The following is a 20,684-nucleotide window of genomic DNA, read 5'->3' on the forward strand; positions in this document are numbered from 1 at the left end:
ATTGACCATTAAAAAGTTAAAGGTAAAGTTCCGGCAATACTCGTATTGGGAGTACTGAATGAAGAGGCCACCTCTCCTGAATATGTTTTCCAAATTGTAGAGTTGGACGGCGGCTGTGCCGCTGTATGTCGCCGGGTTGCTAACTGTTTTCTTTTTTTAAACCCTGAAAAGGGGATTCTGTCAGTGAATTGAAAAAGATCTGTGCAACTACCATCATATATTTTCCCTCCGCAATCAACAGCCATTTCCGCCCGGCTTCTTTTCCAATTTCCATTTTTTTTCTTATAATGAACTACCTTTCCATGCACTCCACTTCTAACGGCAATTGAATGTATGGCAACTTTAATTTTAAATCTTCGGGTGTCATTGTCAAATGTGGGGAATGCTTTCCTTTTTTTATTTGATTTACATACTGTACCAAAAGACATTGAAACTCCGTCATCATCCTGAAGTATCCCATTTATATACAGCCCTTCACTTCTTAATTCATAAAGACTGCTACCCACCTTAAACGAGTAACTGTTATTAAAAATTGTATTTTCAGCATCATCAAATGTCAGGTCAATACTATCAGGATCAATCCCGGAAAATTATTAGTCAGCCAGGTATTTTCCGTATTCTCAATCTGCTTCCGCTTTGAAAAATAGCCTGGTAGCAGATTCTCAAAATCTCTGAATTTTCTGAATTCATCAAAATTATTAACAACATCCATGCTGTCGAGCTGATCTGCTGTCAGGTTTGGATATTGATTTTCATAGTTAGTATTATAGTTTTCATAATCGGTATTTAACTGTTCAATCACTGTGTTAACATTAGCAATACTATTAAATTTCAACATGCCGCTACTGGCTTCATAGGTAATTGACACTCCTGCATAGATGATTGTTTCATCGCAATCATAATACTTGGCGCAGGCCGGATCATCACATGGATTAGCCAGATCTTCACAGTATTCTGGTACGTATAGCGTTCCATTCCCTGCTTTTGTTTTTAATGCTATATCATTTTCTTTTGTCTTTTTCTCTCCTTCAATTCCTTTTTCACAGGAAAGGATTATTAACGCTAACACAAAATAACTCAGAAGAAATTTTTGCTTTCTCATAAATAGGTTTTTAAGGTTTGTTGTATATTAGGGGCAATAGTTGCCCGCTGATAAAAATCATTTTAATATTCGGTCCATGCCATTTTTTTTGCTATTTTCAGTTTGGTTCAATTAAACTGATTTTAGTTAAATTGAACTTTACGTATATACCCTTATCACATGAGAATTAACAACGACCTCAACGAAACTGTAGGCTGCAATATTAAAGCCTGGCGGACAATTAAAGGCTTTAAGCAGGAATGGTTGGCTGCAAAGATCAATCTCAGCAAATCATCTCTCAGCCAAATCGAAAATGGCAAAACCGAAATCACCATTTCGCGGCTCTCGGAAATTGCAGATGTATTAGAAATTCATCTTTTTGATTTGTTTGGAAACCCGCATGAAAGATTAACACATACTGTCCACACACATCAATTGAACTATTAACAGAGAAGAAGGAAATTTAAAGAAATAGTTTCCTTAATAATTGTCAATACAGGTTAATAGAATTTTATGTACAGGAATATTTTAATTTTCCTAATTGGCTTTATTAAAATAATAACATTTATCCCGGCAATTTTCTGATACTTTTGCACACAAAATTTATTGACATCAACAATGTGGCTGAAAATAAATACCCGGTTTAGATATAGGTCAATCGCTGTATTTATTTTTCTTTTTTTGAACTTTTTCCTTGCAGCAGCCCCGTTCATTAATGCAGCTTCGGTAAATGTCACTGTGGTCAATGCCACCGGACCTATTTCACAAAATCACGCATCCGACCAGGAAGAGAACAATCACCTGAGTCATTTGCTGGAAAACAAACATGAATACCACCATTCCACCAGAAGCAAACAAAGGGTTCCTGGCATCTCCTGCACCTCCAGTCAACAAGATTTTTCTTTCATCGCTACCATTGATCAACCGGCACGCAAATATGCCAGCAGTTCTTTTCTGGTAAGACCGGCCTATTATCGCCTTCTTTTTCTCCATCACCTGTTTTGATCATAACTCCTGATCGGCTATCACTCTGCTATTCCCTTTGCGCTGACCAAATAATACTGACCAGCCACCGGCTCCTCATTCTTTTTTATGTTTTAAATCATTCATCATGAAATGTCCTAATTGTAACGAAACGCTTTTAATGACTGAAAGAAATACTATTGAAATCGATTATTGCCCGTCTTGCCGCGGTGTATGGCTCGACAAAGGCGAATTAGATAAAATGCTGGATGCCGCTCAAACTGCCGCTCCCCTGCAAACAGATCACCGGCATGATCCAAATCCTGGCTATTATGATCAAAAGCATAAATCCCCACTTGGTCAACAAAAACCCTATAAAAAGAAATCATTCCTGGGCGACCTTTTTGATTTTGATTAGACACTCAACTATTGGATATATTATTAACTACCTATTATTTAATCACTATTATGCAAACGATCGTACAATTTTTTAGTAACCTTACCGACCCGGCCTGGATTATGGCGCATGGCGGGTTATATATTGTCGTATTAATCGTATTCGTCGAAACCGGTTTCCCATTCGGATTCTTTTTACCCGGTGATTCTCTCCTTTTCATTGCAGGCATGGTAATCGCCAATGCCCTTGCGCCGTTCAGTCTGCCTTTGCTCAACCTCCTCTACTGGGTCGTGTTGATAACTGCCGCTGGTACATTGGGCAATTTTGCAGGCTATTGGTTAGGGAGAAAATCGGATGGCCTCCTATTTCAACGGAAAGACAATTGGCTGTTCAAGAAAAAATATCTCATCCAGGCAAAGGAATTTTATGACAAAAAAGGTGGTGCCGCCATTGTGATGGCAAGGTTTCTTCCCATTGTCCGAACCTTTGCGCCCATTGTAGCCGGTATTGTAAAAATGAATCCGGGAAAATTTGCCCTGTACAATATTGTGGGCAGCTTTTTATGGGCCGGCAGCATTGTAACGGCTGGCTTTTTATTAGGCGAAAATGAATGGGTAAAAGAAAACCTGGAAAAGATCATTATCGGTATTGTGGTAGTGACCACTGCGCCTGTTATACTAAAGATGCTGATGGGAAGAAAAAAGAAGGCCCCGGCAAATTCACTGGCCGGTTAATTGTACTACTCAATCTTATTTATTAAAATTTCAGCGTTATGGATTTTGTCTTTCCCGACTTTTCCAACCCGGGCGTCTGGATAAGCCTGCTTACGCTTAGCTTTCTTGAAATTGTACTCGGTATTGATAATATCATTTTCATTTCCATCGTTGCCGGCAAGTTGCCTAAGGATCAACAACGACGGGCCCGCAATATTGGATTAGCCCTGGCTATGCTTTTCAGAGTAGGTTTATTACTTAGTATCAATTGGATCATCAGTTTAAAAGACCCGGTGCTAACCATACCGTCTCTCCCCGGTATTTCCGAAAACGGCCTGGCCTTAAGCTTTAAAGATCTTATCCTGATTGCAGGTGGTATTTTCCTTATCGTCAAAAGCACATTAGAGATTCATCATAAATTTCAACTACCCACCACATCGGATGAAAAAAAGAGCCGAAAAAATCTGGGTTTTAGTTCAGTTATTTTTCAAATCGTTTTGGTGGATGCTGTTTTCTCTTTCGATTCCATTCTCACAGCCGTTGGCCTGGTCGACAATGTCATTATCATGATCATTGCCGTGATCATCTCAATTGGTATTATGATGCTTTTTGCCGGGCCAGTGACCAGGATTATTAACCAGCATCCGACACTACAAATGTTGGCGCTCTCATTCCTTGTCGTCATTGGTGTTGTTTTGATCGCCAGTGGTCTTCACCAGGAAGTAAGCAAGAGTATCATCTATTCATGTCTGTTCTTTTCATTGGCAGTAGAAATGTTAAACATCAGGCTAAGAAAGCGGGCTGAAACTGCCCTGCCCAATCAGCCGTTGGATAACCAGGTAACTCAAGTTGAGGATGGCAAGAGTTAAGCATAATCACAAGGAGTTAACAGTTTTTTAATGCTGATAGCCAACCTTCATATTGTAATATTGTTAATCATTCAGGCCATATATTTCTGGCACGATATTTTAACAGTATAGCACAATTGATAATTAAATGGGTGGGTTATGAAAAGAATTATTTCCACTTTATTGTTTAGTTCGATCATCGTAGCAGGCTTGTTTATCGGAATGGTAAAAGGGCAGGAAGTTCGTAACAGGTGGGTGAGTAAAATGAAGACCAGGCATGAAGAAAGAAGATCGAACAGCGTAGCAGAAACACCACAAGGTGAGGTAGTGCTTGATGAAATTGAAATGGCTACTTACCATAGCTAACATCAATCCAGGCAATCGTTATAGGAAGTTAACCTAACGATTGTACGTCTATATATAGAAAGGAACCAGTTAAAAAACTGGTTCCTTTTTTTATGTTCTTGTCCTGTTCTGATACTGCCAACATTTTTTCACAATAGCACTTCAAACCGGATGGATTCCCTTAGTTTTGCGCAATTTCTTTAACCGCTTCAAAACCCCGCCTTCGGACGGGACTGGTTCGCTTCCTTCGTAGTGTTCAGGAGGGCGGCCATCTTATAAAAGAAAATGCCAAAAGATACTTCTATTCAGTCGGTCCTGATCATCGGTTCAGGGCCTATTATTATTGGACAAGCATGCGAATTCGATTACTCAGGCACACAGGCGGCCCGCAGCCTTCGTGAGGAGGGTATTAAGGTTTACCTTATTAACAGCAATCCGGCCACCATCATGACAGACCCGATGATGGCGGATAAAGTATACCTGCTGCCGCTTACAGTAGAAAGTATTGAGCAAATCCTGGAGGAAAACCAGATTGACGCAGTGTTACCGACCATGGGGGGACAAACGGCGCTTAATTTATGTAAAGAAGCAGAGGATCTTGGAATCTGGGCGAAATTTGGCGTAAGATTGATTGGTGTAGATATTAAAGCTATCGATAAAGCAGAAGACAGGGAAAAATTCCGCCAGTGGATGATTGAACTGGAAGTACCGGTAGCTACTGCCAAAACAGCAAATTCATTTTTGGAGGGAAAAGAATTTGCACAGGAAATTGGGTTTCCGCTGGTAATTCGACCTTCCTTTACACTAGGTGGAACCGGCGGTGGTTTTGTGCATGATAAATCCGAATTGGATGAGGCCTTAAACCGTGGCTTGCAAGCTTCACCAATACATGAAGTGCTGGTGGAAAAGGCGGTATTAGGTTGGAAGGAATTTGAGCTGGAACTATTAAGGGATAGCGCCAACAATGTCTGTATCATTTGTACGGTTGAAAATTTTGATCCCATGGGTGTGCATACCGGTGACTCTATCACTGTTGCCCCCGCCATGACACTTAGCGATACAGCTATGCAGCTCATGCGGAACACAGCCATTACGATGATGCGGGATCTCGGAAATTTCGCTGGCGGATGTAATGTGCAATTCGCATTGAACCCGGCCACAGAAGAAATCATTGCGATCGAAATAAACCCACGGGTAAGCCGATCATCGGCGCTGGCGTCAAAAGCAACCGGTTATCCTATTGCAAAAATTGCGGCTAAACTTGCTATCGGTTATAACCTGGATGAACTCGAAAACCAGATCACAAAAACAACATCCGCTTATTTCGAGCCGGCTCTTGACTATGTAATCGTAAAAGTGCCCCGTTGGAATTTTGATAAATTCAAAGGCGCCAACGATACACTGGGTTTGCAAATGAAGAGTGTAGGTGAAGTAATGGCCATTGGCAGAAGTTTTACTGAAGCTATTCAAAAAGCCTGTCAGAGCCTGGAGAATAATGCTGTAGGTCTCGGTTATTATGGAAAAAGCCTGATGCATGCCGAAGAGATTTTGGAATACATCAAAGTGCCAAAATGGGACAGGCTGTTCCGGATTAAAGATGCTTTGATGGCGGGTATTTCCGTCAGCTCCATTTCAAAAGCAACCAATGGCATCGATCGCTGGTTTATTTATGAAATACAGAAGATCGTAAACCTCGAAAAAGAAATTGCGAAATATAAACTTGCTACCATTCCGTTGGAACTGCTGCGTGAAGCAAAAACAATGGGCTTTAGCGATGAGCAACTTTGCCGCATCATGAATGACGGAAAAGAAGATGAGCTGTATGAAAAAAGAAAGGCTGCCGGAATCAGGAGAGTTTTTAAAATGGTAGATACCTGTTCTGCAGAATTTGAGGCGAAGACTCCTTATTTCTACTCTACTTTTGAAAACCAGCCTGCGGGTAATGACACTCTTTCTAATGAGTCAAAGGTTTCGGCTAAAAAGAAAATAATTGTACTGGGTTCTGGTCCCAACAGGATTGGCCAGGGAATTGAGTTTGACTACTGCTGTGTACACGGTTTATTGGCTATTAAAGAATCAGGGTATGAAGCCATTATGGTAAACTGTAATCCTGAAACGGTAAGTACAGATTTCGATATGGCCGACAAATTATATTTCGAGCCGGTGTACTGGGAACATTTGTGGGAAATAATTGAGCATGAAAAACCAGAAGGAGTAATTGTTCAATTGGGTGGACAAACTGCGCTGAAGCTGGCCGAACGCTTACATGAAAAAGGAATCAAGATCATCGGTACTTCTTATGACAGTATGGACATAGCTGAAGACCGGGGCCGTTTTTCTGACATGCTGAAAGAGCTGGGAGTTCCCTATCCTGACTATGGTACTGCATACGATGTAGATGAAGCTGTGGAAGTTGCTAATAAAGTGGGCTATCCCGTGTTGGTTCGTCCTTCCTATGTATTAGGTGGTCAAAGAATGCGGATTGTGATCAATGACGAGGAGGTTGAAAAAGCTGTAGTGAGCTTATTGAAACATATTCCCGGAAATAAAATACTGATCGATCATTTCCTGGATCGTTGCCAGGAGGCTGAGATCGACGCCATCTTTGATGGAGAGAATTTTCATGTCATGGGAGTGATGGAACATATTGAGCCTGCTGGTATTCATAGTGGAGACAGTAATGCGGTTTTACCTGCCTTTAACCTGACACCGATGGTGGTAACTACCATGGAGCACTATGCAGAAAAAATTGCACGTAAACTCAATATTAAAGGTTTGATCAATATTCAGTTTGCGGTAAAAGATGGTAAAGTGCATGTGATAGAAGCTAATCCAAGGGCTTCCCGAACAACACCATTCATCGCCAAAGCTTACCAGATCCCCTATTTAAATGTAGCAACCAAGGTGATGATGGGCACTCATACACTGAAGGATTTCAAGTTTGAGAAAAAGCTAAACGGGTTTGCCATTAAAGAACCGGTGTTCAGCTTCAACAAATTCCCCGGTGTAAATAAAGAACTCGGACCCGAAATGAAATCAACCGGTGAGGCAATACGTTTTATCAAAGACCTTCGTGACCCTTATTTCAGGCAGCTTTATAAGGACAGGAGTATGTACCTGAGTAAGTAAGAACAACGATTAAGAAGATTAAAAAGGATTATGAGGAGCTTCCCATAATCCTTTTGTTTTTAACACATCTTAGGTGTCGAAGTAGCTCTAAATGTTCAACCGATACCTTATCGTTCGTACCAGAAAGAAAGGTAAAGAAGAAGCAAAGCTTTAATTGTTTTCGTAACTTTTTTGTATGAAAAAAGAACTTCAGTCAATTATCAGCAACCTTGAAAATACGCTGGATGGAACTCCATGGTATGGTCGTCCTGTCTATAGCATCTTGCGTGAAATTGATCCATCGATCGTATATAAAAAGCCATCACCTAATTCTCATTCCCTGGCTGAGCTTTTGTATCATATGTTAACGTGGGCAGAATTTACACTCAAACGAATAGAAAAAGATAATTCGCAGGATCTCGCTGCTTTTGAAAAATTAGACTGGCGGCAAATAGATCCGGCTGTTCATGATTGGGACGAAGGATTGGCCGCCTTTATTGCCACCCACCAACAAATCATTGCACTTTTACAAACAAAGGATGAATTCTTTTTGAGCGAAACAGTGGATTATCGGCAATATAATTTTCGTTTTTTGTTAAATGGCCTGATCCAGCATAACATTTATCATCTGGGTCAAATAGCCTATGCGGCAAAACTGTTAACCTGAAAAATCACAATTCGATAATTTTATTTTTTATCGCATACATCACCAGCCCTACGCGGCTGTGGACTTTGAGTTTAGCAAACAGCGCTTGCCGGTAGTCATCTACAGTACGGGGGCTGACATACATCTTCTCTGCAATGTCCTTATAAGATAGCTCGGAGCAGGTCCATTTTAAAAACTCTTTCTCCCTTTCGTTTAACACTATTTCCTTTTCCTCTACATTCACCACGTCATTATGCAGTCCGCTAATTAGCTTACCCGAAACATATTCAGATAAGTAAACATTTTTATTCATGATTGTATCGAGAGCTTCTTTTAGCTCTTGCGGACTGGCGTTTTTCAACAAGTAGCCTTTTGCTCCCAGCCGGAAAATCTTAATAATTGATTTTTCATCACTAAGCATGGAAAGCGTCAACACTTTTATTTGCGGATATTTTTTATACAGCCACTGCGTGGTTTCAAATCCATCCATCTCGGGCATATTTATGTCGAGCAGAACAATATCCGGTAGTATATTTTTTGTGATTTTGTCGCACAGGTCTTTACCGTTATCCGCTTCCATTATTACGCTGTAACCCTCAAAGGTGTTGATCAGTTTTGCCAATGCGCTGCGCAGCAAACTATGATCATCTGCGATTGCTACCTGTATATTTTTACTTATTCTGGTCATCTTTATTCTGCATTCAGGGGAAGCCTGATCGTTGTTTTGGTTCCACTCCCGGGTTTACTGTCGATGGCTATTTGTGCGCCGATCAGTTGTGCCCGGTTAAACATACTTTTTAATCCGACACCCTTATAAGAAGTGGTGGATTGTTGTTTTTCCGCCACGTTAAATCCAATACCATTATCTTTTATCTCCAGGCAAAAAAGGTCCGGCTGATAGTCCAAATTGACACCCACTTCGCTTGCCCTGGCATGTTTTAAAATATTATTGACTGTTTCCTGGAAAATACGAAACAAGAAAATGGATTTTTCTTCATTAAACGCTATTTCAGTACCCTCCCGGTGAAAATGAACCTGCAATATACCTGCATTTTTTAATGCATATAATTCAAACTGGATAGACTCGGCCAGGCCCACCTGGGCAATGCGGTCGGTGTGAAGCCCCTTAGTGAGATTAGAAAGATCTACGATCGCTTTATTTAAGACTTCCTGCGAATGATGAAGCGGCTCCGCAGCAGGATGGCCCTTCTCAATTGGTAAGATGGATAAAGTAAGTTTAGTCACTGATAACATCTGGCCGATATTATCATGCAGTTCCTGGGCAATGGATTTGAAAGTGTTTTCCTGGATTTCCAGTTGCGACCGCAACGCTTCCTTTTCATAGATTGCCCGTATCTTTTCCAACTCCTGTTCCTGCCGTTGCTGTCTGCGTTGATACAAAAAAAGGATGGTAACAATAAAGCCTACCAGCAACAGACCCAGGATGATGCCTATGATCGTTACGAAATATATTTCCTGGTTTTGAGTCGGCATAAAAATGCAATAGTAAATAGCGAGTATAAAAATATATTTAAGATGATAATGATGGCGTAGAAATTTTTGATAATAAGATTCGATATGCCACGCAGAAAATTAAACATTCCAAATAATGGAAAGCCGCAACAATAAAAAAATAACAGCCCGGAACAAATCCAAAATGCCGGAGTATTCGTTAGCTTAATGGCTTGTGGCATTTTGAATAACTCAAAAAAATAATAAACACATGCTGCCACTATCAACAAGCATCCGATCGAATACGTAAACGTATGAAAAGCGCCTATCCGCTGAATGAAAATTATATTATATGAAGCCGCCGCGGCATACAGTAATAGGGTATAACGCAGTATACGTTTCATTTTATGATTACTAATAATAAAGCTTACCAGGAGAAGATAAAAGCAAAATTCAAATACAGTAAAGAAGTTATATAACCAGACGTTGGGCTGCTGCCGGTGCGATAAACTGGCACCTATTATCTCGACAGTTAAGGTGAGTAGTAGAAAAGGCGGAAATAGCAACAGGTAAAGGGGCGTCTGTCGCCTGCTTAAATAGACCGTCAGGCTGAATAAAAAGCTGATGCCAATAAAGTATATATATAAAGGGAAAGAAAACATCACATTTCTTAAGACACTAAAATTAACACTATAAATAAAAATACCTCCCTTTTACAGGAGGTACTAAGGAAAGGTTTATATGGTTTTCAATTTAGGCTACAATGATTCCGTCTTCTCCTTTATCAATGATTGTAATTCCAATTTCCCCGAAATCATCTTTGGTGCCACAGAAAGGAGGACATACCGATCCTGCATTCCATGCCAAAACAGTTGATCCTTTTTCTGTATTAATGTATATGTCTTTGTTTGATTCACCGGCTTCTGATACTTTATGTTTCGTGGCCACCAGGACAATTGTTTGTCTGCCGGCATATAAGGGCTGGTCTTTATAATCGTGGTCGTACGCCCCAAAATATAATTTGATACCATCGGCTCCATACTCCTTGCTTTTCTCAATAAAATACTCCAGTTCCTCAATACTATACCAAACGCTCAGGGAATCCTCTTTTCCCAAACGCCTGGAGTTGTGTACCCATCGCTCCTGTTTGTAATTTTTAACGACAGTATCGACATGCTTTGTGTCAACCTGCTTCCCGGATATTAGCGATTTTTTTTGAGTCTTTGTCATGGCCTTAATTTTTAAGATGATCGTAAAATTGTTTGTCGGGTAAATCTATTAAGGAGGGCATGACAATCTTTTTTATAAACTATAAAAAAGCAAACAATTATAAATTAAATTAATTTATAACATTTAGATTGTCAAATATTAGCGATGATTTTATGAAAAAAAAACCGTGAAAAGATCGAAGATTACCCGTGAAAAAAATAATAATTCGACCGTGTAAAAATGAAGGCTGTCGGGGTGATAAAACTGATTTTTTCCATTAATAACCCATGCACCCGGAACCAAATAGTGTTGCTGGATTTAAAGATTTGAAGTAGCTTCTCCCATGCCATCGTCCAACCATTACTTTCTAAAAAGAGCACCCTTTATCCGGCTGCTGCTGGCACTGATAATTGGTGTTGTCTTGCAATGGTATTGTCAGGTACCGATAGCGACCTGGTTGATTTTATTTGCTGTCTCTTTTCTGGCCATCCTTGCATTTTTTTACCTCCCGCTTTTTAAGCGATACCATCTTGGTGCTTTAAATGGCTTGTTTATTATGATTCCATTTTTATCACTGGGAGCCATTCTTGTCGTTCGTCACGATATCAGGAACAATCCAAATTGGATCGGTCATCAATACTATGAACAGGATGTCGTGGTGGCAACAATTGAAGAACCCCTGGCGGAGAAAACCAAATCATTCAAAGCTGAAGCAACGATATCATCACTGATAAAAAATGGAAGTGCGGTCCCTGTTAAAGGCAAAACAATTATCTATTTCCAAAAAGATTCATCCATATCCGCGCTGAAATATGGATCACAGATCCTTTTCAGGAAATCATTACAGGAAATTAAAAATTCCGGAAACCCCGGCGGTTTTGATTACAAGCGCTATTCCCTATTCCATGGTATAACACACCAGGTATACCTTAAAGCCGGAGAATTTGTGGTACTCAATGAAAAGAAGAAGCAAAAATGGAAGGAATTTATATATGCATCAAGAGAAAACGTGCTGGATATTCTCCGGTCCACTATCAAGGGTGAAAAAGAGCTGGGCCTGGCAGAAGCGTTATTGATTGGTTATAAAGATGACCTTGATAAAACGCTTGTTCAATCCTATACCAATACCGGCGTCGTACATATTATTGCTATTTCCGGGCTTCACCTGGGACTGATATATTGGTTGCTGCTATTATTATTAAAACCACTGCAAAAGCGACCTTATTATAAGTGGTTGAAACCGGTTATTGTTATTAGTGGATTATGGTTGTTTAGTTTTTTAGCAGGAGCACAGCCGTCCATTCTCCGGTCCGCAATGATGTTTACCTGCCTGGCATTGGGAGATAGCCTTGTCAAAAAAACTTCTATTTACAATACATTGGCTTTTTCGGCCTTTCTATTGCTTTGTTATAATCCTTATTGGCTTTGGGATGTCGGATTTCAGCTTTCCTACTCCGCCGTTTTAAGCATTGTTGTTTTCATGAAGCCTGTTTACCAATGGTTTTATGTGAAGAATAAAGCGCTTGATTTTATTTGGAAGATCAATGCTGTTACGATTGCAGCACAAATACTAACACTACCAGTCAGTATTTACCATTTTCATCAGTTTCCTATGCATTTCCTGCTTACTAATTTCGTGGCGGTACCGTTATCCAGTGCCATACTGATTGGTGAAATTTTTCTTTGCGTCTTATCGTTTATCCCGTTTGTCGCTTCACTTATCGGCAAACTTTTATCCTGGCTTATTTGGCTAATGAATGGCTGGGTGGAACGAATAGAGGCATTACCTTTTTCCTTGTGGGATGGATTACAGGTAAATATCATGCAGGTCCTCGTTCTCTTTATTTCCATAGCTGGTTTTAGCTATTGGTTGTTGGAGAAAAAGAAACCGGGATTAATAACAGGTCTTATTGGTTTGCTTCTATTTTTTACCATCCGCAGTATTTCATTTTGGCAGGCTGTTGATCAACAAAAGCTTATTGTCTATAACGTGCCGCAACGACAGGCTATTGATTTTATAACAGGGCGCCAGTTTATTTTTTGTGGTGACAGCGATTTGTTGAAAGACGACTTCGTCAGAAACTTTCACTTGAAACCGTCACGAATTCTGCACAGAATTGAACCGGCTTCGGAGATAGATAATCTCAATTTTCAAGGTCATTACTTCTCCCTTGGCGGCAAAAAAATTATGCTGCTTGACAGCACCGTACGCTACAGCAAAGCCGGTCCCAAACATCCAATTGATGTTTTGATCATTTCAAAAAATCCCAAATTGTATATTTCCCAGCTTCACAATTCCTTCGATATAAAACAGGTAGTTTTCGACGGCTCGCTTCAACCCCGGCGGGTAAATTTTTGGAAAAAAGATTGCGACTTACTCAACATTCCTTATCATGATGTCACGGAGAAAGGGGCTTTTGTGATGAACCTGAATTAAACTACTTTTGCGGCTCTTTAGCGATTTGCCCGCCTTTTTTAATTACTGGTTATGACAAAAAAGATTCAATCTGCACTTATTTCTGTTTTCTATAAAGATGGTCTTGAGCCAATTGTAAAGACATTGTCTGAATTGGGCATCACTATCTATTCAACCGGGGGCACGCAATCGTTTATTGAAAAATTGGGGATCAACGTAGTGCCTGTTGAGGACCTTACTTCTTACCCTTCTATTTTAGGCGGCAGGGTAAAAACATTGCATCCATCCGTTTTTGGCGGCATTTTAGGAAAAAGAGAGGATGAAACCCATGTGCAGGAAATGAAACAATACAATATCCCTGAAATTGATTTGGTAATCGTCGATCTCTATCCATTTGAGGAAACAGTTGCGTCTACAACAGATGAAAAAGCAATTATTGAAAAAATTGACATTGGTGGTCCATCCATGATTCGTGGAGCGGCTAAGAATTTTAAAGACGTAGTAGTGGTCGCTGCAAAAAAAGACTATGCTGCTTTAGAACAATTACTAAAAGATCAAAAAGGCGAGACAACACCCGAACAACGAAAAGCATTTGCTGCCAAAGCATTTGAAACAGTTGCGCATTACGATGTGGCGATCGCAAAATATTTTAACCCTGCTGAATCATTGTATTTTTTAGAATCGATTACGGATCCAAAAACAATGCGCTATGGTGAAAATCCACATCAGTCAGGTGTTTTCTACGGCAATCTTGATCAATTATTTTCCCAGTTAAACGGCAAAGAACTTTCTTATAACAACCTGGTTGATGTAGATGCGGCGGTGCAATTGATTGGTGAGTTTGGCCCCCACCAAACCTCCTCCGCCGACTGGCGGAGAGGCTTAGCAAACGCACAAAGCCAGCCCGTTTTTGCGATCATTAAACATACCAATGTTTGTGGTGTATCCCAAAGGGCTACTACTAAAGAAAGTTGGGATGCTGCATTGGCCGGAGATCCGGAAAGTGCCTTTGGTGGCGTATTGGTTACAAACGGCACCGTCGATAAAGCAACTGCGGAAGCCATTAATGAAATATTTTTTGAAGTGTTGATAGCCCCATCATTTGATGACGACGCATTAGTAATTTTAAAATCGAAGAAAAACAGGATACTGCTGCAATTAAAATCGCGACCAGCCGGAAAGGAACAATATAAATCAGTCTTGAATGGTGTGTTGGTGCAGGGAATTGATGAAGGAAATTATAAAGAATGGAACGAAGCTGGCGGAAGAGAAACAACTGCTGCCGAAAAAGCTGACCTCGAATTTGCCAACATAGTTTGCAAACATTTAAAGTCAAATGCGATCGCACTGGTAAAAAATAAACAACTGGTGGGTAAAGGCTGCGGACAAACAAGTCGTATCGATTCCTTGCGCCAGGCAGTTGAAAAAGCAAGACAATTCAAATTTGACCTAAAGGGAGCTGTGATGGCCAGTGATGCATTTTTTCCGTTTAATGATTGTGTACAATTAGGAAATGAAGCAGGCATCGCTGCATTTATTCAACCCGGTGGTTCTATCAGGGATAAAGATTCCATTGATTATTGCAAAGAACATAATCTTGCGATGGTGATAACGGGCATGCGGCATTTTAAACATTAGGTGTGAACCTGGATTTGGGAGGATTAAAAGGATTAGGTGGATAAGGCAGCGGACAACTGTTTCAATCGCTGTAAACTGGATTCCTGGAAAAAAAATTAACTCCCGAACTACAAGATGGCTTTTTGGGATCTCAATAAAGTTATTTTAAAGCCAGCCGGCAAATCACTAAAGACAATGTCGGCGCTGAATCCCCTTACTATTCATAAAAAAGGAACAAGGGCAAAGGCCATTTTTTGTCTTGCGCTTGTGTGCTTGCTGTGGGGTACAACATGGATCGGTTCCAAAGAAGGAGTACGTTATATGCCGCCATTGCAGTTAGCCGGCATCCGTCAAACACTCGGCGGGCTCTTTTATGTTTTATATTTTGTTGCTAAGGGCGAAAGATGGCCAAGAGGGAAAGAATGGCAATCTATTTTGGTATTAAGCTTCTTAAATTTTTTATTGGCAAACGGGTTAAGCACCTGGGGTGTTAAATATATATCGGCCGGACTTGGAGCGATCATCGGTTCCATTTTTCCATTATGGATCGTGGTGATTGGATTGTTTTCTGCAAGGTCAAGAATTCCGGGTAAGGCTATTACCGGTTTGTCACTTGGATTTGTTGGGATCTGCATTATTTTCTATCAGCACTTACAGGATTTCTTTGTCGCCGACTTTCGATTTGGAATTCTGTTGTCGCTGGCTGCTACCTGGGCGTGGGCATTTGGAACGATCTATACAAAAAAACATGCCGCGGGTTTTAATCCTTATTTCAGCATTGGATTGCAAATGATGATTTCAGGAATTACATTATCCGGTATTGCGTATGGCACTGGTCAGACAATGCCGATTGTTTCCATTCCCTGGCAAGCATGGGCCGCTATCATCTACCTGGCAGTATTCGGCTCTGTTATTTCTTTTATGGCCTATTTATACGCACTGCAAAGGCTGTCCACAGAACAAGCATCCTTGTATGCTTATATTAATCCCATCGTCGCCATACTATTGGGTTGGATTATTTTTTCAGAAACCCTTACCATATTTATGATTGCAGGTGGCCTGGTAACGTTACTTGGCGTGTACCTGGTTAATCAGGCTTATAAGGTACCGGTATCAACAATGCCGGAAGCTGAGGGAGTTTGAACCCCTATCCCCTAAAGGGGAATTTCAGCGTAAACTATTTTCCTGTTTCTTTAATAAACTGTTCATACACTTCTTTCCACCCGGTAAAGAGTTTGTCGGCTCCCAGGAAGTGGTTGTGCCAGATCATAATGAAAGTGCCGTTCACCGATCTGACCTCATTATAGTAGTATCTCATTTCATCCAACGCCTGTTGGGCCGAATACTTTTGTTCGTAGAAAGAGTTTGCCTCCATAAAACAGAAAGGAAAAAGCATCAAATTCGTTGTTTGCTCTTTTTCCAAATCATACCAATAAAAAGCTGTGGCGACAGAGGCCCTGAAACCATTGATGCTACCGTAGCCCATTGAAAAATCAAACTGGATACCACTATCAATCAACCGCCGGAAAGTTTCCGGCAAACTGAAACGAATATAGTGTTGACGTGACGAAAGAATTTTATTACCTGTAACGTTTGATAAAATATTCATTTCTTTTTCCAACAACTCATGCTCATCCCCGCTTCGCCACGAAGGATGAATACCGACAGGATAACGAATGATATGATCGCCGATCAATGCCTGCAAGGCTTTTTGTTGGGGTAAAATATTTTTATCGTACCTGCCATTCTTCTCTGCTAATAAAAAAAAGTAATCCGGCTTCACCCGATTTTCTTCGTGCAGGCGGTGTAGCCAGCCATAAGAGTCAAAAGGATCTTTTACCTTACCCCGAAGCACTGCAATTCTTTCTTTCGCCTGCTTCCAATTACCTTTAATGAGTGACTGCAACAAGCCACCCAAACTGCGCCGCCATCCTTTATATTTATAGGACCAGGCAATATCAATATCATAAGTCGGAAGAAATGTAAAGGTTGAATGCTGAAGGATGAGTGAGGGAAATTTCTTTTTTAGTTTCTCTTTGAAGCTTTTTATCCAAAGATTGACCAACGGCTTATCTAAAAATCCTTCTTTGAAAGCCAAAGAGTTTTCATGGGCATAGCGGCCATAGATATCTTTTTGATGAGGAAGATACTCTTCATATCGGCTTAGCAAATAAAAAGAAGCGGCAAAAATATCGAAAGGATAATCGCCTTCGGTTTTAAAAAAACCTTTTTGCCCGTTTGTCTCAAAACATTCGATTGACTGTCCTGAAATCTTATTTTCAAATAGCAAACTGTGTGGATTTATCCAAAACTCATTGGCTAAAACTTTTTCCGAAGTATAATTGAGCTTTTCGGTTTCACTTTCTAAATAAAATTTTTTGTCAGTTGTTATTTCAAATGGTCTACCGGTGATTTCTTTACCCAAAAAATCAGCTATGTATCTTAGGCGGGAACTATCAGATTGAACATAAATTAGCATATCCCATTAAAACAGCTTCAATAAATCCAGGAACTCTTCAGTTGAAAGATTTATTTGTTTTAAAATCGTTCTTAATAATTCTCTTGGTAAATCTTGTCCTGGGTGATGTGGGATGGTCGTATATCTTCCATCAGGGTGACGGTAAAAAGCGTGACTGCCCTTTTGTCTTTGAAAGACGAAACCAAGATGAAGTAAAATTTTTTCGAGCTTTGAAGATTTAATCACGGGAAGTCTGCTCATACAGAAACCGAGATTTGTTGTGTTCCGATATACTCCGGAATATCTTTTATCTCCTGTTCAGTCATATTCTCAAGACAAAGTTCTACTACTTCCTGTAAATTCTTTTTTAACTCATCCAGGGTATTGGCATAGGTATGCGCTCCCGGAACAGAAGGAATAATTCCAATGTACTGGCCTGTATCGCTATCCTTTTCAATATGTGCTGTGAATTGAAATATCTTCATAAAACCGCTTTGACCTAAAGTTACAAAAAACCAATGCAAGCATTTTTTAATTCTCTGTATTCTTTTCTTTCCATTGCTGGTTAAATGATTTTTTGGGAAATTCAAGCTTACCGCGATGCTTGGTCCACGCCCCTGCTACTTTATTAATGAACCAGCTTTTGGTGCCGCCACTTGACATGTTCATCCAGGAGCGGCGAAGCATCGCTTGCTTCCACATTTTCCAAACCATTTTTTCTGAAAAATCGACTGCACCTTCTTCTACGGCTTCATGCCTGTTTTCCAATAATAGCTCATGCAGGTTTATTTTTACTGCACACACTTCGGTACAATTGCCGCATAAAGATGAGGCATGACTTAAATGTTTCCATTCACCCATGTCCTTAAGATGTGGAGTGATAACGGCGCCGATGGGGCCACTATAGGTAGACGCATAGGTATGCCCGCCAATATTTTTATATACGGGGCAGGCATTCAGACAAGCACCGCAGCGGATACAATACAGGCTTTCCCTTGCCTTTTCATTGGCTAGTATGTTGGTGCGGCCATTGTCCATCAGGATTACATACATCTCCTCCGGGCCATCCGATTCTCCCGGTTGCCTGGGGCCGGTAACAATCGTATTATATGAAGTAATACGCTGGCCAGTTCCATAAGTAGCCAATAATGGCCAAAACAAACCGAGATCTGTCATGGAAGGAATTACTTTTTCAATACCCACCACCACGATATGTGTTTTGGGCATAGAGCAGCTCAATCGTCCATTGCCTTCGTTTTCCGTAATAGCAATGCCACCAATATCAGCAATGAGAAAGTTGGCACCCGTGATTCCTATTTCCGCCTGGCGATATTTCTCCCGCAAAATATCCCTGGCAACAAGAGTTAGTTGCTCAGGTGTGAGCTTTGGATCGGTCCCGAGTTTTTCGGCAAAGAGTTGTGCGATATCTTCTTTGCTTTTATGCATGGCCGGTGTAACAATATGATAAGGTGGTTCACCAGCCAGTTGCTGTATATATTCTCCCAGGTCCGTTTCTATACTTTCAATTCCTTTTTTTTCAAGGAAATTATTGAGATGAATTTCCTCGGTGGCCATGCTTTTGCTCTTGACAATGGTCTTACAATTTTTTTCTTCGCAGATCTTGCCAATTTCTTCCAAAGCCTGCTGGGCATCTTCTGCCCAAATCACTTTAGCCCCACGGTTGGTAATGGTCAACTCGAAATTTTCCAGCTGCATATCCAGGGTTTCAATAGCCCGCCATTTAATATTCTTGGCTCTTTCCCTGGCAAGATGTAACTCGGCAAACTGCTTTTTGCCCTGCGGCACCGTAGCATTGTATTTGCCCATATTGAAGTTGATGGTCTTGCGATGGTCACGGTCGGCGGCTTTTAGTATACTTTTCGTTTTAAAGGCTGCAGCGGTTTCTTTCACAGTAGTTACTTTTCTTTTGCTTCGTAATAATCTTTTGCTATGGTATCCAAAGTTTCGTAAAACGCTGACCCGAATTTACGGGTCAATGGTTCTTTTAAAAACTGGTAAACGGGAATTTTTAATTTTTCGCCCAGTTTGCAGGCAGGGCTGCACATTTTTTCCCTGGGTGAGTAGTTCACTCTTTCGTAATCACCATGCTTGCCTGGCTTGGCAATAATGGGATATAAATGACAACTGATTGGCTTTTTCCAGTCGATGACGCCATCATAATAAGCCTGTTCAAAGGCGCATTTGATGAGACCATTCGGTTCCCGGTATGCATACACACAGATTTCGTTGTCGCTGGGAAGAGTTGGTGTAACCCAGCCAAATTCCCTATCATAAACGTAGCGTCCTTTTTTCCCGATTTCTTCAATGGCGGATTCAGTAAGGTAAGGCTTCACTTTATCATACACTTCATCAATGACCTTTAATTCCTCATTTTCCAAAGGCGCCCCGGCATCACCATCTTCACAACATCCACCCTTGCACCTGGATAGATCACAAACAAATTGTTTTTCAACCACATCGTCACTGATCAGTATGTTATCAATCACTATCACAATATTCAATTTTCGCAAAGATACTGTTTACTTCATAGTGGACTTGTTACGGCTCAAAACCTTGCCTATTAGCCCTTTGGCCGAAGCCGTCAGCAGGTTATTTGAAGGAATGTAATGAATCATCTTATGCTCCAAAAAATCACCCGATAATAAAATTTCCATTTAACAAAGTACTAACAGCGGGTTTGTGTGAACTGCGAAAAAGACCGCATCTAAAGCAAAAAACCAACTGTATGCTTAACTCGAGGCGGCTTACTCTCCAACAATCGGTTAAAGTATTTTTCCAGTTATTGTTTTGGATACCGGTCACAACCTTTAGCCTTTTACTTGTTTATAATACCATTCCTTATTTTTCATTCAGCAAGGATTTTAGTTTTATCGAGGAAAGAAGCCTGCTGTTTTCTAATAGTGTTTACAACAACGCATTTTATATTCACATTTTTGCAGGCGCTATCTGCATTCTGACTGCTCTCATACAGTTTTCAAGATATATACTGAAAAAATCAAGAGCCGTTCACCGTTGGTCAGGCAGAGCATATGTATTTGTTGTGCTGTTTCTTGGTGCACCTACCGGTCTTTATATGTCGTTTTTTGCAAAAGGTAGTATTTGGGAAAGAAGCCTGTTTCTTTTCATGGCTCTCACCTGGTTTATCACCACCTTATCCGGTTTCACGACTATCAGAAAGAAAAACGTACTGGCACACAAAATCTGGATGATGCGATCCTATGCTATGGCCTTGACAGCGGTTACATTTCGCATCTATCACCTGGTCTTTTATGCATTGGGCTGGGGACATTTGGAAAATTATGAGTTGTCACTTTGGATCAGTGTGATAGGAAATATGTTTTTTGCAGAATGGATCATCTACCGGAAAAGCAGGGCTTATTTAAAAACTTTTTCTCCTGAAGGGGTTTAAG

Annotated in this window: 21 protein-coding genes; 12 read left to right on the forward strand and 9 right to left on the reverse strand. The window is 40.5% G+C overall.

Translation table 11 applies throughout. From position 1 onward, the window contains the following. Positions 1 to 556: 556 nt before the first annotated feature. A complete protein-coding gene (locus tag P2W73_RS15815; RefSeq protein WP_276503043.1) occupies positions 557 to 1,102 on the reverse strand; it encodes a hypothetical protein in 546 nt (181 codons plus the stop codon). Positions 1,103 to 1,261: 159 nt separating this feature from the next. On the opposite strand from P2W73_RS15815, the gene P2W73_RS15820 reads away from it, so the two are divergent. From P2W73_RS15820 to P2W73_RS15855, 8 genes are all read left to right on the forward strand, one after another. Continuing rightward, positions 1,262 to 1,528 (forward strand): helix-turn-helix domain-containing protein, encoded by a 267-nt coding sequence (locus P2W73_RS15820; protein ID WP_276503044.1) that lies wholly within the window; start codon positions 1,262 to 1,264, stop codon positions 1,526 to 1,528. A 171-nt stretch (positions 1,529 to 1,699) separates the two neighbouring features. Then, positions 1,700 to 2,086 carry a hypothetical protein gene (locus P2W73_RS15825; protein WP_276503045.1) on the forward strand — a complete coding sequence of 129 codons (387 nt, stop codon included), beginning with the start codon at positions 1,700 to 1,702 and terminating at the stop codon, positions 2,084 to 2,086. A 106-nt stretch (positions 2,087 to 2,192) separates the two neighbouring features. Further along, positions 2,193 to 2,462: a TFIIB-type zinc ribbon-containing protein gene (locus P2W73_RS15830; RefSeq protein WP_276503046.1), complete on the forward strand. Its 270-nt coding sequence runs from the start codon at positions 2,193 to 2,195 to the stop codon at positions 2,460 to 2,462. A gap of 50 nt (positions 2,463 to 2,512) precedes the next feature. Next, entirely contained in the window at positions 2,513 to 3,175 is a 663-nt protein-coding gene (locus P2W73_RS15835) for a DedA family protein (RefSeq protein WP_276503047.1), read from the forward strand. Between the two features lie 38 nt (positions 3,176 to 3,213). Continuing rightward, positions 3,214 to 4,023, forward strand: coding sequence for a TerC family protein (locus P2W73_RS15840; RefSeq protein ID WP_276503048.1), 810 nt, complete (start codon positions 3,214 to 3,216; stop codon positions 4,021 to 4,023). Between the two features lie 138 nt (positions 4,024 to 4,161). Beyond that, the gene (locus P2W73_RS15845; protein WP_276503049.1) at positions 4,162 to 4,368 is read left to right on the forward strand and encodes a hypothetical protein; all 207 of its coding nucleotides are present in this window, start codon (positions 4,162 to 4,164) and stop codon (positions 4,366 to 4,368) included. Positions 4,369 to 4,632: 264 nt separating this feature from the next. Then, on the forward strand, positions 4,633 to 7,476 hold the full coding sequence (gene carB / locus P2W73_RS15850; RefSeq protein ID WP_276503050.1) for a carbamoyl-phosphate synthase large subunit: 2,844 nt from the start codon (positions 4,633 to 4,635) through the stop codon (positions 7,474 to 7,476). Between the two features lie 175 nt (positions 7,477 to 7,651). Then, on the forward strand, positions 7,652 to 8,122 hold the full coding sequence (locus P2W73_RS15855; RefSeq protein WP_276503051.1) for a DinB family protein: 471 nt from the start codon (positions 7,652 to 7,654) through the stop codon (positions 8,120 to 8,122). A gap of 4 nt (positions 8,123 to 8,126) precedes the next feature. Here P2W73_RS15855 and P2W73_RS15860 read toward each other — a convergent pair whose 3' ends face one another. From P2W73_RS15860 to P2W73_RS15870, 3 genes are all read right to left on the reverse strand, one after another. Further along, positions 8,127 to 8,789, reverse strand: coding sequence for a response regulator transcription factor (locus P2W73_RS15860; RefSeq protein ID WP_276503052.1), 663 nt, complete (start codon positions 8,787 to 8,789; stop codon positions 8,127 to 8,129). Between the two features lie 2 nt (positions 8,790 to 8,791). Further along, positions 8,792 to 9,595, reverse strand: coding sequence for a sensor histidine kinase (locus P2W73_RS15865; protein ID WP_276503053.1), 804 nt, complete (start codon positions 9,593 to 9,595; stop codon positions 8,792 to 8,794). Positions 9,596 to 10,306: 711 nt separating this feature from the next. Continuing rightward, positions 10,307 to 10,783: a hypothetical protein gene (locus tag P2W73_RS15870; protein ID WP_276503054.1), complete on the reverse strand. Its 477-nt coding sequence runs from the start codon at positions 10,781 to 10,783 to the stop codon at positions 10,307 to 10,309. Positions 10,784 to 11,105: 322 nt separating this feature from the next. Here P2W73_RS15870 and P2W73_RS15875 point away from each other — a divergent pair, with 322 nt between their 5' ends. The 3 genes from P2W73_RS15875 (at position 11,106) to P2W73_RS15885 (ending at position 15,938) form a co-directional block, all read left to right on the forward strand. Continuing rightward, positions 11,106 to 13,199, forward strand: a complete 2,094-nt coding sequence (locus P2W73_RS15875) for a ComEC/Rec2 family competence protein (protein ID WP_276503055.1) — start codon at positions 11,106 to 11,108, stop codon at positions 13,197 to 13,199. Positions 13,200 to 13,250: 51 nt separating this feature from the next. Beyond that, the gene (gene purH / locus P2W73_RS15880; RefSeq protein ID WP_276503056.1) at positions 13,251 to 14,816 is read left to right on the forward strand and encodes a bifunctional phosphoribosylaminoimidazolecarboxamide formyltransferase/IMP cyclohydrolase; all 1,566 of its coding nucleotides are present in this window, start codon (positions 13,251 to 13,253) and stop codon (positions 14,814 to 14,816) included. Positions 14,817 to 14,930: 114 nt separating this feature from the next. After that, complete coding sequence (locus P2W73_RS15885) at positions 14,931 to 15,938, forward strand: DMT family transporter (protein WP_276503057.1); 1,008 nt, start codon at positions 14,931 to 14,933, stop codon at positions 15,936 to 15,938. A 34-nt stretch (positions 15,939 to 15,972) separates the two neighbouring features. On the opposite strand, the gene P2W73_RS15890 is transcribed toward P2W73_RS15885, so the two are convergent. From P2W73_RS15890 to P2W73_RS15910, 5 genes are read right to left on the reverse strand one after another with little or no spacing between them, the layout of a single operon-like run. Then, positions 15,973 to 17,274 carry a polysaccharide deacetylase family protein gene (locus P2W73_RS15890; protein ID WP_500691739.1) on the reverse strand — a complete coding sequence of 434 codons (1,302 nt, stop codon included), beginning with the start codon at positions 17,272 to 17,274 and terminating at the stop codon, positions 15,973 to 15,975. Between the two features lie 6 nt (positions 17,275 to 17,280). Then, the gene (locus tag P2W73_RS15895; RefSeq protein WP_276503059.1) at positions 17,281 to 17,514 is read right to left on the reverse strand and encodes a type II toxin-antitoxin system HicA family toxin; all 234 of its coding nucleotides are present in this window, start codon (positions 17,512 to 17,514) and stop codon (positions 17,281 to 17,283) included. Next, the gene (locus P2W73_RS15900) at positions 17,511 to 17,738 is read right to left on the reverse strand and encodes a type II toxin-antitoxin system HicB family antitoxin (RefSeq protein ID WP_276503060.1); all 228 of its coding nucleotides are present in this window, start codon (positions 17,736 to 17,738) and stop codon (positions 17,511 to 17,513) included. Before P2W73_RS15900 ends, P2W73_RS15895 begins: the two co-directional genes overlap by 4 nt. A gap of 46 nt (positions 17,739 to 17,784) precedes the next feature. Then, on the reverse strand, positions 17,785 to 19,164 hold the full coding sequence (locus P2W73_RS15905; protein WP_276503061.1) for a LutB/LldF family L-lactate oxidation iron-sulfur protein: 1,380 nt from the start codon (positions 19,162 to 19,164) through the stop codon (positions 17,785 to 17,787). A gap of 5 nt (positions 19,165 to 19,169) precedes the next feature. Then, positions 19,170 to 19,784 (reverse strand): DUF3109 family protein, encoded by a 615-nt coding sequence (locus tag P2W73_RS15910; RefSeq protein WP_276503062.1) that lies wholly within the window; start codon positions 19,782 to 19,784, stop codon positions 19,170 to 19,172. 215 nt (positions 19,785 to 19,999) lie between these two features. Here P2W73_RS15910 and P2W73_RS15915 point away from each other — a divergent pair, with 215 nt between their 5' ends. Then, positions 20,000 to 20,683: a DUF2306 domain-containing protein gene (locus P2W73_RS15915; protein WP_276503063.1), complete on the forward strand. Its 684-nt coding sequence runs from the start codon at positions 20,000 to 20,002 to the stop codon at positions 20,681 to 20,683. Position 20,684: the final 1 nt, after the last annotated feature.

Source organism: Terrimonas pollutisoli (assembly GCF_029360765.1).
Lineage (GTDB): Bacteria > Bacteroidota > Bacteroidia > Chitinophagales > Chitinophagaceae > Terrimonas_B > Terrimonas_B pollutisoli.

Bases quoted from the DNA above. Each gene is read 5' to 3' on its own strand.
- P2W73_RS15815 (WP_276503043.1), bottom strand. From the start codon at position 1,102: ATGAGAAAGCAAAAATTTCTTCTGAGTTATTTTGTGTTAGCGTTAATA.
- P2W73_RS15820 (WP_276503044.1), top strand. From the start codon at position 1,262: ATGAGAATTAACAACGACCTCAACGAAACTGTAGGCTGCAATATTAAA.
- P2W73_RS15825 (WP_276503045.1), top strand. From the start codon at position 1,700: ATGTGGCTGAAAATAAATACCCGGTTTAGATATAGGTCAATCGCTGTA.
- P2W73_RS15830 (WP_276503046.1), top strand. From the start codon at position 2,193: ATGAAATGTCCTAATTGTAACGAAACGCTTTTAATGACTGAAAGAAAT.
- P2W73_RS15835 (WP_276503047.1), top strand. From the start codon at position 2,513: ATGCAAACGATCGTACAATTTTTTAGTAACCTTACCGACCCGGCCTGG.
- P2W73_RS15840 (WP_276503048.1), top strand. From the start codon at position 3,214: ATGGATTTTGTCTTTCCCGACTTTTCCAACCCGGGCGTCTGGATAAGC.
- P2W73_RS15845 (WP_276503049.1), top strand. From the start codon at position 4,162: ATGAAAAGAATTATTTCCACTTTATTGTTTAGTTCGATCATCGTAGCA.
- carB (WP_276503050.1), top strand. From the start codon at position 4,633: ATGCCAAAAGATACTTCTATTCAGTCGGTCCTGATCATCGGTTCAGGG.
- P2W73_RS15855 (WP_276503051.1), top strand. From the start codon at position 7,652: ATGAAAAAAGAACTTCAGTCAATTATCAGCAACCTTGAAAATACGCTG.
- P2W73_RS15860 (WP_276503052.1), bottom strand. From the start codon at position 8,789: ATGACCAGAATAAGTAAAAATATACAGGTAGCAATCGCAGATGATCAT.
- P2W73_RS15865 (WP_276503053.1), bottom strand. From the start codon at position 9,595: ATGCCGACTCAAAACCAGGAAATATATTTCGTAACGATCATAGGCATC.
- P2W73_RS15870 (WP_276503054.1), bottom strand. From the start codon at position 10,783: ATGACAAAGACTCAAAAAAAATCGCTAATATCCGGGAAGCAGGTTGAC.
- P2W73_RS15875 (WP_276503055.1), top strand. From the start codon at position 11,106: ATGCCATCGTCCAACCATTACTTTCTAAAAAGAGCACCCTTTATCCGG.
- purH (WP_276503056.1), top strand. From the start codon at position 13,251: ATGACAAAAAAGATTCAATCTGCACTTATTTCTGTTTTCTATAAAGAT.
- P2W73_RS15885 (WP_276503057.1), top strand. From the start codon at position 14,931: ATGGCTTTTTGGGATCTCAATAAAGTTATTTTAAAGCCAGCCGGCAAA.
- P2W73_RS15890 (WP_500691739.1), bottom strand. From the start codon at position 17,274: ATGCTAATTTATGTTCAATCTGATAGTTCCCGCCTAAGATACATAGCT.
- P2W73_RS15895 (WP_276503059.1), bottom strand. From the start codon at position 17,514: ATGAGCAGACTTCCCGTGATTAAATCTTCAAAGCTCGAAAAAATTTTA.
- P2W73_RS15900 (WP_276503060.1), bottom strand. From the start codon at position 17,738: ATGAAGATATTTCAATTCACAGCACATATTGAAAAGGATAGCGATACA.
- P2W73_RS15915 (WP_276503063.1), top strand. From the start codon at position 20,000: ATGCTTAACTCGAGGCGGCTTACTCTCCAACAATCGGTTAAAGTATTT.